We start from the raw sequence: 14,064 nt of genomic DNA on the forward strand, positions 1-14,064 counted from the left end.
CAGTTCTAACTGAAAATTCGCTATTGGCTGCGTTTTAATGGCTTCGTCAAAAATTACAACAAGATGACACCTGATCGCCAACAACAATAACGAAGCCGGGTACTCACATGTCTCTGAACCGTCTGATCGCCAGCGTAAGCTGGTCGAAGCCTATTCTATTTTTTCTTACTTTGGCGCTGGCCGCCTGCGATCCCGAATCGGGTAATGCGAACAGCACCGATGCCTCCGGGGCCACACCTGATGCCACGCAGGATGCAGACGCGGGCACACCCGGTACAGGAAATACCGGGGCTAAACAAACCATCGTCGTACCGTCAGACGGTGAAATAGAGCCCGCTTCGGGTGCCATCGTCGAAATCAATACCGTTCCCGATACCGCGGCCATGCATTGGCTGAATGCCGAGACGTTGCTCTGGCAGGGCGGACTGGACGGTAATTGGAGTGTGCGGCTGTACCATTCTCCGGCCGCCGATTTGGTAGTCACCAGTTCTGGCGTATTTGGCACGGGCGGCTATTTCGAGTTGCAGCCCAGCAGTGTCAGCGGTGATGTGAGTGACCGCTTCCGCAGTCTGTCGGGTGATGCCTTTGCGTTAGATGCCAGCTTGTCGGATGACGTGCGCAAAGCGCTGTTGAAGCAGCAACTGGTCGTCGTCGCCTATGACACGCAGGGCGCCATGCGCCAAGCCACGCAAGTGCAAATTCCCGGCGTGTTGGATGATCTCTACGCTACGGGCACGGGCAGTGCGGTGGACGTTGATTTGGGCGTGCAGTTTGTAGGTTCTGACGTGACGTTCCGCGTGTGGGCGCCGACCGCTCTGACAGTGAATTTGAAATTGTACGATGCTAACAAAGCGCTGCTCGACAGCATTGAACTGACCGAAGACATGGCGACCGGTGTGTGGTCGACCACAGCATTTCGTCCCGATGTGGACCGGCAGTTCTTCCGTTATGAAATCACTGTTTTTCACCCTGATACATTGGCGCTTGAAACCTATGAAGTGACCGACCCCTATGCGCTGAGCTTGTCCACCGACAGCCGTTACAGCCAGGTGGTTGACTTGCAAGATGCCGACCTGAAGCCCGCCCAATGGGATACATTGAGTCGTCCCACTATGCCGGACCCGACCGACCTCATTATCTACGAAGCGCATGTACGTGATTTCAGCGCGCGGGATACCTCAACGCCAGCGCAGTATCGCGGTACCTATAAGGCCTTCACCTTGGCCAACACAGCGCCCATGCAGCATTTGCAAACCCTGGCCGATGCCGGTTTGAACATGATTCACCTGCTGCCGGTGAACGACCTCGGTTCGATGATTGAAGACCCTGCGTTGCAAGTAGACTTGAACCATACGGTGGCCGACCTCTGTGCGCAGCGCCCAGCGTCGTTCGTTTGCGCTGAATTCTCATCCAGCCAGACCTTACTCAGTGTCTTTGAAAGCTTTGACCCCACCACCGACCGCGCGCAAGCCTTGGTGGAAGATATGCGTGCGTTGGACAGCTTTAACTGGGGTTACGATCCGTACCACTTTTTTGCCCCCGAAGGCAGCTACGCCACGAACCCGGAAGGCGTAACACGCATTCGTGAGTTGCGTGAACTGATCGCCAGCATGCACGACATGGGGTTACTGGTGGCGCTGGATGTGGTGTACAACCACACGTTTCAGGCTGGACTGGATGAAAAGTCGGTGCTCGATAAAGTGGTGCCGGGTTATTACCACCGCCGCAATGAAGTCACCGGCGCTATTGAAGACACCACTTGCTGCCCGAACACCGCTACTGAATGGCGCATGATGGAAAAGCTCATGGTGGACTCCTTGGTCAGTTGGGCCGAGCACTACCGCTTTGATGCGTTCCGCTTTGACTTAATGGGCCATATTCCGCGTGACGCCGTGCTGCGGGCGCGTGACGCGGTGCAAGCCGTGCACCCCACCAACTACTTCTACGGCGAAGGCTGGAATTTTGGTGAGGTGATGGACGATCGTCGCTTTGACCAAGCTAGTCAGCTCAATATGGCCGGTACGCACGTCGGCACATTCTCCGACCGCTTGCGCGAAGCTGTGCGCGCTGGAGACCTGTTCACCGGTGGTGGGGCCTTGCATCAACAAGATGTGACGCGCATCGGTTTGGTCGGCAATGTGGGCAGTTACGAATTCCGTACCGCCTCGAACACCATTGAACGCACCTACGACTACATCTGGAACGGCCAGCCCGCAGGTTACAGTGCGGACCCCGCCGACACAGTGAATTATGTGTCCAAGCATGACAACGAAACCCTGTGGGACATTCTGCAAGACAATCTGCCTGCCGGCATGAACACCCAAGACCGCGTTCAGGCGCATCAAGTCGCGCTCTCCTATCCCATGCTGGGGCAGGGTATTCCGTTCATTCACATGGGTTCTGAACTGCTGCGTTCGAAGTCGATGGACCGCGACAGCTACGACAGCGGTGACTGGTTCAACTACGTCGATTTCACCCGGCAAACCAACAACTGGAACGTCGGCTTGCCGGTGCGCGAAAAGAACGAACCGCGCTATGACCGCATTGCGCAGATCATTCAAAACCCGGCATCCCAGCCGCAACCGCAGCACATTGATGCAACCTACGAGTACTTCCTTGATCTGATGCGCATACGGGCCAGCAGCAAGCTGTTCCGTTTGTCCAGCGCCGCCGATGTGCGGGACCGCGTGCGCTTCCACAACACGGGTAGCAACCAGATTCAAGGCTTGATCGTCAAGAGCATCAACGATGGCCTGGGTCTAACGGACATCGACCCCGACCACGATGCCGTGGTGGTGCTGTTCAACGCCAGTGGCAGTGCGCAAAGCTACAGTGTGGCGGAAGCGGTAGGCCAAGGTTTCACGCTGCATCCTGCGCACCGCACCAGTTCAACGGCGTTCAATGCGGGCTTCGACAGCGCCAACGGTACCTTCACCGTTCCGGCGCGCACCACGGCGGTGTTTGTATTGCCCCAAGGGGCTGAGCAAGGCATCGGCTTGGGTGAGGCGGCGCCACACAGTTTGTTCCTGCTGGGTGAAATGAACGGTTGGACGCATGGCACGGCGATGAGCTACAGCGGCAACGATACCTATACGCGCTTGATCGACCTCAATGCCGGTACCTATGCCTTTAAGATTGCTGATGCCGACTGGGGTACGCAAACCAACAGTGCGAATTTCAGTGACGGTGGTGGCTCCGTGGCCGTGATGGCTGCCGGTGGCAGTGATGGCAACTTGCAGATCACCGTGGCGGAAAGCGGAGAATACCGTCTTACTTTGAATCGCAGTAACCCGGGCAATCAGATCGTCACGGTAACCTTGGTGGCGCTGGCGGACGACGATGATGACGATGGTCAAACGCCCGGCGACGGCAATGACCCCGTCGAAAGCCTGGTGGTGTACTTTGAAAAACCAACCAATTGGGGCACGGCGTATGTGCATTATTGGAACGCTATCCCCGCCGGCAGTGTGACCAACTCTTCATGGCCCGGTGTGGCTATGACCAGCGTGGGTGACGGTTGGTATCGTTATGCCTTTGATGGCGTCAGCAGTATCAATGTGGTGTTCAATGATAACGGCAGGGCACAAACGAGTGATTTAACGCGCGCGGAAAACGGCTGCTATCAGGGCGGCGTCTGGCAGCGCAACTGCGACCCCATGAGCGCCGAAGAACGCGACGATGGCGTGGTGATCATTGACCCGGAGGAGCCCGTGTTACCCGAGAATAAGGTTGCCTTTGTGCATCTGTTCGAGTGGAGCTGGCCGGACATCGCGCAGGAATGTGAGCTGCATCTGAGCGACAAGGGCTTCACCGCTGTGCAGGTGTCGCCCCCGCAAGAGCACATTGTCGGTAATACCTGGTGGACGCGCTATCAGCCCGTCAGCTATCAGTTGAATTCGCGCAGCGGTGACCGGGCGCAGTTCATCGACATGGTGCAGCGCTGCAACGCCGTGGGTGTAGAGATCTACGCTGATTTGGTGATCAACCACACCGCTGATATCGATACGTGGAACCCTACCGCAGGTAATGGTGTGGGCGCCGGTGGTCCGGTGGGCAGCGGTGGTACAGAGTGGAGCCGAATGAATCACCCAGGTCTGTACGATGTTGGTGATTACCACCCGGAATGCGTGATCAGCAATTATCAGAACCGTACAGAGGTGCAAGAGTGCCAATTGTCGGAACTGCCTGACCTGAACACCAGCAATGAATACGTACAACAAACCCTTGCTGCCTACATACAAGACTTGGTCGATATCGGCGTAACGGGGTTCCGTATTGACGCGGCCAAGCACATGGCCGCAGACGACATCGCGGGCATTATTAACCGCGTTACCGGCGATCCGTATTTCTTTTCAGAAATCATCGACCTCGGTAATGAGCCGATTCGCTCCAGTGAGTATCTCGGTTTAGGCATGGTGGAAGAATTCATCTACAGCCGTGAAATCTCGCGCGTGTTCAAAACGGGCAGTCTGGCTTGGTTGGCGAATTTCGGGCAGGTATGGGGTGAATTCCAACACGCCGGTTCGGACGTGGTGGTGTTTACCGACAACCACGACAACCAACGCGGTCATGGTGCCGGGGGCAATATCCTGACCCATCAAGAAGCTACACCCGGTCTGTACGACCTTGCCAATGTGTACATGCTGGCGTGGCCTTACGGCTACCCGCGCATTATGTCCAGCTATCGCTTCAGCAATACCGAAATGGGCCCGCCTGCGGCCTCCGTGCACGGCGACCAAGCAGTGAATTGCTTTGGTGACGACTGGGTGTGCGAACACCGCTGGCGTCCCATTGCCAACATGGTGGCGTTTCGCGCCATCGCCGAGTCTAGCCCGGTGGTGAACTGGTGGGACAACGGCGCGAATCAAATCGCCTTCGCGCGTGACGGGGCTGGTTTTGTGGCCATTAACCGTGAGACCGACGGCGTGATGAGCGTCAACTTGCCGACGTCGTTGCCTGCCGGTGAGTACTGCAACGTGTTGGCCGCCGAGCCGGATGACTGCGCAGGCCAAACCCTGAGTGTGAATGCCGACGGCGAGTTGCTTGTCACCCTGGCCCCGCTGGAAGCATTGGCTATTCATGTCGGAGCGCGGATGGACTAGCGCACGACTGCATGGATGCACGGTGACGCACGATGCCAAAGATAAGGGTCGCGAGGGATTACTTAAGAGCTTCCCTAGTCTAAGATAACATTTTTAGGCTAGGACGCTCCGCTATGCCCACGCAGACCGCTGACTATCATCATCGCATCGCGCCCGCTCTGGGTGTGATGGTGACCGGACATCGGGCTAAGCGTTTGCAGCAGTCCGGCTATGAACCTCGAAGCTCTGCTATCGCTGAGGTCTTGAACGCGGTGTTGCAACGGGTGCAAGCGCGTGCGGAACAGGCCTTTGCGACCGGTGCCCGGGTGTACGACGACGTGCCGCCGGTCTATCGACTGTTGACGGGCGTTGCGGATGGTGTGGATGAAATGGCCGCCAACGCCGCGCAACCCAACGGATATGAGCTGCATGTTGTCGCTCCCGGACGCGCCGACGACGCCAGCTACCAAGAGCCCGAGCCGCAGCGCGCGATTTCACTCGGCATGAAACCTACCGGCGTGCGCTCGCGCACCCTGCGCCAAGACGACTACAGCCTGCGTGACCGCATGGTGTTGAGTTTCTCCGATCTGATGATCGCCGTGTGGGATGGGCAAGAGCCTTTTCCCATGACCAGCGGCACTGCCTTAGCCGTGAAATCTGCACTGCTGCGGCGCATTCCGGTCATCTGGCTTGAACTGGCACAGAACGGCGAAGCTCCGAATGTTTGGTTGGCGGATCCGGCCCGACTGACTGATCGTGCCTTGACCGAAATAGATGTGCTGGACGCCACGCCGGAACTGCTGCGCGGACTGTTCAATCGCTACGCGCTGCACGACTCAGGTTTCGACCAGCAATTGGATGTGTGGCTCGAGGGCTTGTTGCTGCCGTTCCTACCGGCGCTCAATGAAGACAATGAAGAGCGCGTGTTACGACGACGTATTGCACGGCAAGACACCACACTGGGTTACCTGCTGGGTTGGTTGAAGTTTTTCGTGACGTTCGGCGGCACTCGGCGACCACTCGGGTTGTTCAACTGGTTGTTGGGGGGCGTGCTCTGGTTGCAGGTGATGCTGAACCCACCGCAACGCAGTGCTGGGTTGCACATTTTGGAATGCTTGAACAGCGATGTGCGGAAAATCAGTTGGCAAGAAAACATGGTCAGCCGCCTACATGGCTTCTTTTCTGGCTTGATTAAACTCGAGCCGCGCGAAGCGGTACGCGCCTTGCGCTCGGAGCGCCTGGAGACGCAGCAAAACCATAGTGACGCGCCCTCAAGCCCCATTCGCGAGACATCGCTGCCCGGATTCTTCCATTGGGCCGATGCGCAAGCCCGTGTATTTGCCACCCGTTACCGTGATGATACCTGGGTTATCTATTACGCGGCTGCTTTGGCGGTGTTTTGCGCCGTCGCGGGCGCTATTTACCTCTGGCCCGCCAAAGAGCCAGGCTGGTACTACATTTGGGTGGTGCTGGAATTTATCTTGTTGCGCTTTGTGGTGGGACGGGTGTTGATTGCGCGCTTTAAGGGCTGGCATGAGCGCTGGATGAGTTATCGGTATCTGGCCGAGCAACTGCGTATTCTGCGCATCGGCTTTCCCTTAATGGTTATGCCCGAAAGCGTTAAACAACGGGTTTGGGAGCCTGAGGCCAACCCGGAGAAAGAAGCGCATTCGCCCGTTCGTGTCATTCAACCCGAAGGCTGGATATTGCAGCGCATTGTCGTTGCCGAGGGCTTGCCAAAAAGCGCTGCGGGCAAGGCTTACTTCCGCATTACGCATCACAACGACGCCATCCTACAAGGCGTGAATCACGCGCTGGCCGACAACCGGGCTTATTATCAGAGTAAGTATCATCGCTTGCACAAAGACCATCACCGGCTGCACCGTTTTTCATTGCTGCTGTTTGCGTTGACCTTTGCTGCAGTGCTGAGCCACTTCGTGTTTCATCTGCCCGGCATCCTGTTTTTTACCGCGTTCTTTCCGGCATGGGGCGCGGCGATTCACGGTATTTTGAACCAAAACGAAGTAGGGCGTATTTCGGCGATATCAGCACAGACGTGGCAGCGCCTCACCACCCTCAGCCAGGCCATGCAGATGCACCAAACCATCACCGAAGCGGGCGTGGCTATCAACGACCAAGCCATAGCGTGGGCGCGCACGCGCGAACTGCGTGAGCTGGTGCGGGCTTTTACCGACACCTTGGCGGATGAAAATAAGCAGTGGGTGTCGCTGTTACAGCACAATCAGCCAGATTTACCCGCTTAACGGCAGTATATAGGCCTTAAAGAGGTGCCTTTGCCGCACTGAATTCAATAATCCCCACTTGGCTCTGTGACCACTTTCACAGCCTGCGCTATTCCTGTCATTAGATTTTTACACTCTTGGGATTCATTACTATCTTGGGTGGTGTCAGGCAGCTTGTACAACAAAAAGGACGAGCAGAACAGTTGCCTAGCAAGAGTAAGGTGCGGCAATCGCGCCGTACCGGGTCTTTAACTAATAAGGAAAATATTCCATGCCATTTTGTAAAACAGGACGACCGTTGGTGCTGATGCTGCCCTTGGTTTTAGTGCTCGCAGGCTGTCTTTCTGACAGCGTACCCAACGATTACACAGCGCAAGATCAGCACGACAATCTGATCGACACGTCGGACAACGATTTTTCCGGCGAGCGACTGATCATCCACTATCGTAAAAGCGACTCGGATGCACAGGTTCAAGGTCGAGCCCTTGTGGATCAGCGGATTGCTCGACTCAACACTCAGACCGGCTATCAATTCACCGCCGTCCGCAGTGCTGCTGAAGGTGGGCTAGTCGTTCGCTTAGCCGGAGTAGATGACGAGGACGGCCTGAGCCGTGCCATCAGCGAGCTGCAGGCCCGTGACGACATTGAACACGTAGAAATTGATCATCGTATGCAGCCATTGATGACGCCTAACGACCCGCAGTATCAGCAACAGTGGCATCTGTACGAACCAGCGGGCGGCATCAATGCCCCTGCAGCATGGTCGATCACAACCGGCAGCAATGACGTGGTGGTCGCGGTACTGGATACCGGCATTCGTCCTCACGCTGACTTAGTGGATAACTTGCTGCCCGGATACGACTTTGTGTCGGACGTGTGGATGGCGAACGACGGCGACGGTCGCGACAGCGATGCGTCTGATCCCGGTGACTGGGTGCGGGCGGGTGCGTGTGGAAATAACCGCCCAGCGCGTGACACCACCAACAGCTGGCATGGTACACATGTGGCAGGCACGATTGCGGCCGCAGGTAACAACGGCGTGGGTGTGACGGGCGTCGCTTGGCAGGCGAAGATCGTACCCGTGCGCGTACTGGGACGTTGTGGTGGTTACACATCTGACATCGCCGATGGTATCCGTTGGGCTGCCGGTTTGCCGGTCGCCGGTGTGCCTAATAATCCAAACCCGGCTCAGGTGATTAATATGAGCTTGGGCGGTACGGCCCAGTGTGGTTTGGCATATCAGCGTGCCATCAATGACGCGGTAAACGCAGGTGCGACGATAGTCGTGGCGGCGGGTAATGAAAACCAGAATGTCGCCAACGCAACACCGGCCAACTGCCCTAACGTCATCAGCGTGGCCTCGACCAACCGGCAGGGTGCGCGGGCGTTCTACTCCAACTACGGTGACGGTATACACATTGCTGCACCCGGTGGCGAGATGTCACAAAGCCAAGTCGGCGGTGTTCTGTCGACGCATAACAGCGGTCGTACGTCCATTGGCAGTGACAGCTATGCGTTCCAGCAAGGCACCAGTATGGCGGCTCCGCACGTTGCTGGTATTGCGGCGCTGATGTACGCCGTACAGCCGAACCTGACCCACGACCAAGTGAAGGACGCGTTGCAGCAAACGGCACGCACTTTCCCAGCGGTATCAGGCAGCAATCGTTGTACGACCAGCCTATGTGGGCCGGGTATTGCCGATGCTCATGGCGCGTTGGAAATCATTGGCGGCAGTGAGCCGGGCCCGGATCCAGAGCCTGAAAACCGTTTCGAAAGCAACGAGCGAGTTGATATTCCAGACAACGACCGGACAGGCGTTGTCAGTGAATTGATGATTAATCGTTCGGGTAACTCGGGCGTGTTCACCGTTGAAGTCGATATTCGCCACACCTATCGCGGTGATCTGCGCGTCGCCTTGGTATTGCCGAATGGCGCACGTGCGCAGTTGGCAACGCCGTCGAACGACAGTGGCAGAGACTTCATTCGCACCTTCCGCTTTAACGGCGGCCAGCATCCGGCTAACGGAGTATGGCGCCTAGAAGTATCGGACGAAGCACGTCGCGACATCGGTTACATCCGCGCGTGGAGCATTACCTTCGACTAGGTGCTTCTGCAACAGGGCGCTCAGGGACTGGGCGCTGAAATAAAAAAGGGGCGAACCTGCGGGTTCACCCCTTTTTTATGCGCATTGGTTACTGCCAGTCTTTCAGCAATACCGGTTCTATCAACACGCTGTCCGACGCCTTCGACAACCAAACTTGACCCTCGCTGATGTTGAACTGTAACTGCATCGAGCGGTCAACCAACGCCCCCATGGCTTTCACCTGAGGCTCGGGAACTTCCCAGATCTGCATATTGCCGTAACGCTGAAAGGTATTTTGGTTTTGTTGCCACCAGACAGGCACACTGCGTCCGCCGTACGCGTATACCCGCACTTTTTTGGCTCGGCCACTGGCCTTGCGCAGCCATTTCTCATCGGGCTGACCAAAAGCCACCCACAGCTCGATCTCACCGGTTAACGCTTGCTCGAACAGCTCGGGCTCGCCTTCAGCACTCAAGCCGCGCGAGAAAGTGAGGTGTTCACCGGCGTTCAGGGCAAACGCCAGCAGTCGCACCATCATGCGTTCATCGGTTTCCGACGGATGCTGCGCCAGCGTCAACGAATGGTCGGCGTAATAACCGCGATCCATGTCGGCGATGTTGATGGTGGCTTTGAAAACGGTGGCGGTCTTTGCCATGAAACTGGGCCTTGCTGTGGAAAAAGGGGGAGTATCCGCTGTGCGGCGGGAGAGGTAAAGTGCTATGGCGCCTATCTATGATGGTTGCAGGGTATTTCGCGGCTAAAAAACCATGCCGCAAGCGGTAAAAAGCCTACCGTTTGATATTACTGCCCCGTTTTACCTGTAAGTGCCGACCGTACTTGTACCACGGAAGCATTCACCGCTTCTTTTAATATCGGTTTTGGAAACAACCCAGCGTAGGCTTCAGGCTCTGTATGATGAGCGGCCAAACGCGGATGTAGTCGACCTTTCAATGCTTGGTTGGATTCATGTGCATGAACAGGCTCACCCAAAACATCCAGCAAAGCCCCTTCTAGACAGGTAGGAGACCAAAGGACGATCGCAAAGCCATGTTTGCTTGCCAGTGCTCGGCTGGCTGCACCTACTGGAATATCGCTATCGAGAACAATAATGCGTTGGTCATAGTCACTGTTCTGGTACTTTCGGGTTGTATTGGTAATGATGTTGCCCGGCGAACCACCCGACTCTTTCTTTATGGTGGCACTTCGCTGTGTGTTTTCATTTCGAAACTGCTGATTCATGTGTTTGATGAATGCTTGGTCATCGGGGCCTTCACCAACAACCAATAGGGTAGTTTTACTAACCGTACGACGTTTATTCTGTCCTTTGAATTTCCTTGCCATATTGCTTATAACTCCGGTGTCGCGCCGAGTGCTCCGGCCATATATTTGGCGTAAAGGTTATCGTCGGCACGCAGACCGGCCATATCATCCAGCCGCCACGCATGGCTTTGCTGATTGCGCTTTTCAACCAGATATACTTGGTGTTTCTGCAACAGGTTAAGAACTTCCGGTGTGTGGCAAGTAAAAATCAATTGAGCCTGATGTGGATTGGTGTGTTCGAATTCAAACCATTCCAACAAATGTGGCACCAGATGTGGGTGTAAATCGTTGTCGAGCTCATCTATCACAGCTACTCCGCCCTGTTGAAGCGTTGTCAGAATGGGTTCTAACAAGACGAAAGCTGACTGAGTGCCGCTGGATTCTTGAAAAAAAGGCAGATCAAAGTTCTGTCCTTCTTCCGTTTTGTGTAACCCGAAAGGCACAAAAAACGTCTCTTTCTTACCTGTGTCGTCTTGCCTAGTGACTTTGCGCAGTTCAATGCCGGAAAGACCCAAGTCAAACTTGCTCATTGCATCCGACATCCGTGCGAGTAAGTCTGGTGTTTGTTGTATTTTCCCGGCAACTTGCACAACAGCACCATGTTGAAAAAACCGACGCCCAGAGCTGACTACGTTGGTTTCGATACCATCAAAAAACGCTACAAATGGCCTGGCCTCTGCAATGTCGTAACTGTGTGCGGCGCTGATCAATGAGACGTTACCACGGATTTTTTCGGCCTGAGTTTTAGGGAACGGAAATCCCTTTTGTTTAAAACTGTAGCCCTGTCCGATTTTCTCCCGTTTAAATATGTAACTGAACTGGGTGCTGGTCTTTTCATACAGCGCCTCAAAACTGATGGCATTCGATGTAATTTCAAGCTGATATCGATAGTCCTTTCCGTTAAACCAGAACTCCAACTCAAAACGGGTTGGCGCACTTGTGTGTAAGCAATGCGCTTCGCAAGGAATATCCGCTTCCGGTTCGTTTCCTAAAAAGGAGTCCGTTACAAACCAGCTCAAAAAAGCCAACGGTTTTAAGAGCTGAGTCTTTCCAGAACCATTTGCTCCAACAACTGCGATGGCTTTATTGAAGCGCTCACCTTCCAACGCTATATCGAAGCCAGATGGTGTCGGTTTTTTACCCAGCCCAAAGTCTATGATGACCTCGTCAGAGAAGCTGTAGAAATTGCTAAACGTGATATTCTTTATCATAAAAATAGAGAACCAACGAAATTTCGTTGATTCTGGTCTTTTAGGTGGTCTTTGGCAAGTGCATTGTTGTGATGTTATACGTCAATTATTCGATTTGTTTTCATCGCTGGGATAGCCGGCACGATCAATCTACGCGTACATTGCACATCGCATCTCATTACGAGTTCAGGCTTTTGTTCTGGCACAGCTATTTAGCATTCTCTCAGTCTACCCGTTCGACCAACGTGGTATTGAGTTTTCCGCACCAAAGGCTAAAGGTGATTGCGTAGAAATAATCATAACAACAAAGGAGTGCGAGATTATGGCGTTATGGTGGTGTATTACTTCGAACTCGCGTTGCAGCTATGAAGAGTTAAAAAGACGGCGCTGCTTGGCCCTAGGGTGGCGGGACTTAGGCAGTCTGCAGCGCTACATCAAAGACGACCCACGTTGGGAGCGGCAGTTTAAAACACGCGTTCAGCTTAAAGGCAATTTGGCGTACGCCAAAGACCAGCAGTGGGTCGATCATGGAGCCTCAGTCCCTGAATTGTTCTGGCGTTTTATCAATATGCCCGCCGGTGACTATATCGTGCTGTTGGAGGCGGGCAGTCAGTTAACCTTGGGCAAGACGGAAGTATTTGGCATAGCGCGTACACCCGATCGGGCCATCGGGTGCTATCAATACGATGACCAGTTCGACCACGCACATCAAATTCATGCTGACCTAGAGTGGGTCGATTGGCATCGGGCCCGGTTCGGTGAGCTCAATCTACCCCGAGTGTCGTTCAAGTCACTGCTGCAAGACGATACCGAACTGCCGAAAGTAGAAGCAGCTTGGGCTGCACACGCCGCGTTGCCGAAAGCCTGATTATTCCGTCAGTCGCAGATCCACAACAATCGGCAAGTGATCAGACAGGCCCAAGGCATTATGACCCATGACCACTTCGGCGTGTTCTACTTGCCATTGGTGCGAATGGAACAAAAAGTCGATGGTGCGGTCTGGGCCAGCCACACGAGGATCATTCGGGTAGTGGGTGTACCAGCGTTCCGGCTCGGTTTGAATATCGACCAATGAAGGCACCATATCCCATTCCATCAGTACTTCCAGTTCGCTCGGTTCCACATAGTAAGCACGCTGTTCCGGGGCGAGGCGTTCGCGTTGGCCCGGAGCCAGTAAGTTCAGGTCGCCACCGAGCAACCAAGGCGTCTCCGACTGATCAAGGAACGAGAGGGTGTCGTGCACCATGGCCACTTGCTGCTGCATGGTGTCGCTGCCTTGAGCGAAGGCATCCAAGTGGGTATTCAACAGCTGAATGGAATCCCCTTCGGTGGTGGTCAAGTCGGTGGTCAGCATAGCGCGCTTCAAATAAAACTGCGCCGATACGATATCCATGGGCATACGTGGCAATTGAATGCGCCATGCGTCGTTGATTTCGTAACGCGACAAGGTCACCAGCTTCATGCCGACCGAGCCCATAATGTGGGGGTGGGGGATGTAACCGGCACGCCAATAAAAAGCCTCGGCAACGCAACCATAGTCATGGTTGGGTAGTCGTTCGAGCAACTGTGCTGTTTGGTCGTGATAGTCCGTGGCTGCGGCGCCATCGTTCACTTCTTGCAACAGCAGAATATCTGGATTGTAGGCCGCGATCAGGTCAGCAATACCGTCCAATGTGGCGTCTATCGAGGCCGTACTGGGGCGCAAGTCCGGGCCAATACCGTCTGGCAGGTCGTAGTAAAACACATAGTCCTTACCCGCAAAAAACTGTACGTTGTACACCATAACGCGCAGCGGCTGTGCGGGATCATAAACGGGCATGTCGGCTTGGCAAGCCAGTGTGGCCGGTTCCCGCGGCGCGGGGTGATAGGTGGTGAGATACACCCATAAACTGAAGGACAGCAGTAGCAGAACGAGGGTGGTCAGGGCAATCTTTATGGCGCGCATGATGAGTTCCTTCTTATAGTTGTGTCGCATGGTGCTTAGGCGGGCGCGCTGGGTCAACAATCATGCACTTGCATGCAACAATGCAGGCAAAAGTCAGCGGATAGGTTTAAGTGACGAGTGTAAACCTGAGTGTATCGTTGAATGCACACTGGGGCAGTGCGTCTGACCAACGCGCGCGTCGGCTATTTCCCCACCCCACGCG

8 protein-coding genes are annotated in these 14,064 nt (G+C 55.0%); 4 read left to right on the forward strand and 4 right to left on the reverse strand.

All coding sequences use genetic code 11. The features are described from left to right. Positions 1-107 precede the first annotated feature (107 nt). From pulA to NFC81_RS02220, 3 genes are all read left to right on the forward strand, one after another. Positions 108-5,102 (forward strand): pullulanase-type alpha-1,6-glucosidase, encoded by a 4,995-nt coding sequence (gene pulA / locus NFC81_RS02210; protein ID WP_304995905.1) that lies wholly within the window; start codon positions 108-110, stop codon positions 5,100-5,102. A gap of 113 nt (positions 5,103-5,215) precedes the next feature. Then, complete coding sequence (locus tag NFC81_RS02215) at positions 5,216-7,345, forward strand: hypothetical protein (protein ID WP_304995906.1); 2,130 nt, start codon at positions 5,216-5,218, stop codon at positions 7,343-7,345. Positions 7,346-7,595: 250 nt separating this feature from the next. Further along, positions 7,596-9,428, forward strand: coding sequence for a S8 family serine peptidase (locus NFC81_RS02220; RefSeq protein ID WP_304995907.1), 1,833 nt, complete (start codon positions 7,596-7,598; stop codon positions 9,426-9,428). Between the two features lie 88 nt (positions 9,429-9,516). Here NFC81_RS02220 and NFC81_RS02225 read toward each other — a convergent pair whose 3' ends face one another. From NFC81_RS02225 to NFC81_RS02235, 3 genes are all read right to left on the reverse strand, one after another. After that, the gene (locus tag NFC81_RS02225) at positions 9,517-10,062 is read right to left on the reverse strand and encodes a YaeQ family protein (protein WP_304995908.1); all 546 of its coding nucleotides are present in this window, start codon (positions 10,060-10,062) and stop codon (positions 9,517-9,519) included. Positions 10,063-10,208: 146 nt separating this feature from the next. Beyond that, positions 10,209-10,748, reverse strand: coding sequence for a hypothetical protein (locus NFC81_RS02230; protein ID WP_304995909.1), 540 nt, complete (start codon positions 10,746-10,748; stop codon positions 10,209-10,211). A 5-nt stretch (positions 10,749-10,753) separates the two neighbouring features. Next, complete coding sequence (locus NFC81_RS02235) at positions 10,754-11,938, reverse strand: ATP-binding protein (RefSeq protein WP_304995910.1); 1,185 nt, start codon at positions 11,936-11,938, stop codon at positions 10,754-10,756. Between the two features lie 301 nt (positions 11,939-12,239). On the opposite strand from NFC81_RS02235, the gene NFC81_RS02240 reads away from it, so the two are divergent. After that, complete coding sequence (locus NFC81_RS02240; RefSeq protein WP_304995911.1) at positions 12,240-12,785, forward strand: hypothetical protein; 546 nt, start codon at positions 12,240-12,242, stop codon at positions 12,783-12,785. Here the strand turns inward: NFC81_RS02240 and NFC81_RS02245 are convergent, their stop codons facing one another. Beyond that, positions 12,786-13,862, reverse strand: coding sequence for an endonuclease/exonuclease/phosphatase family protein (locus tag NFC81_RS02245; protein WP_304995912.1), 1,077 nt, complete (start codon positions 13,860-13,862; stop codon positions 12,786-12,788). Positions 13,863-14,064: the final 202 nt, after the last annotated feature.

This window comes from Salinispirillum sp. LH 10-3-1 (assembly GCF_030643825.1).
Classification (GTDB): Bacteria; Pseudomonadota; Gammaproteobacteria; order Pseudomonadales; family Natronospirillaceae; genus Salinispirillum.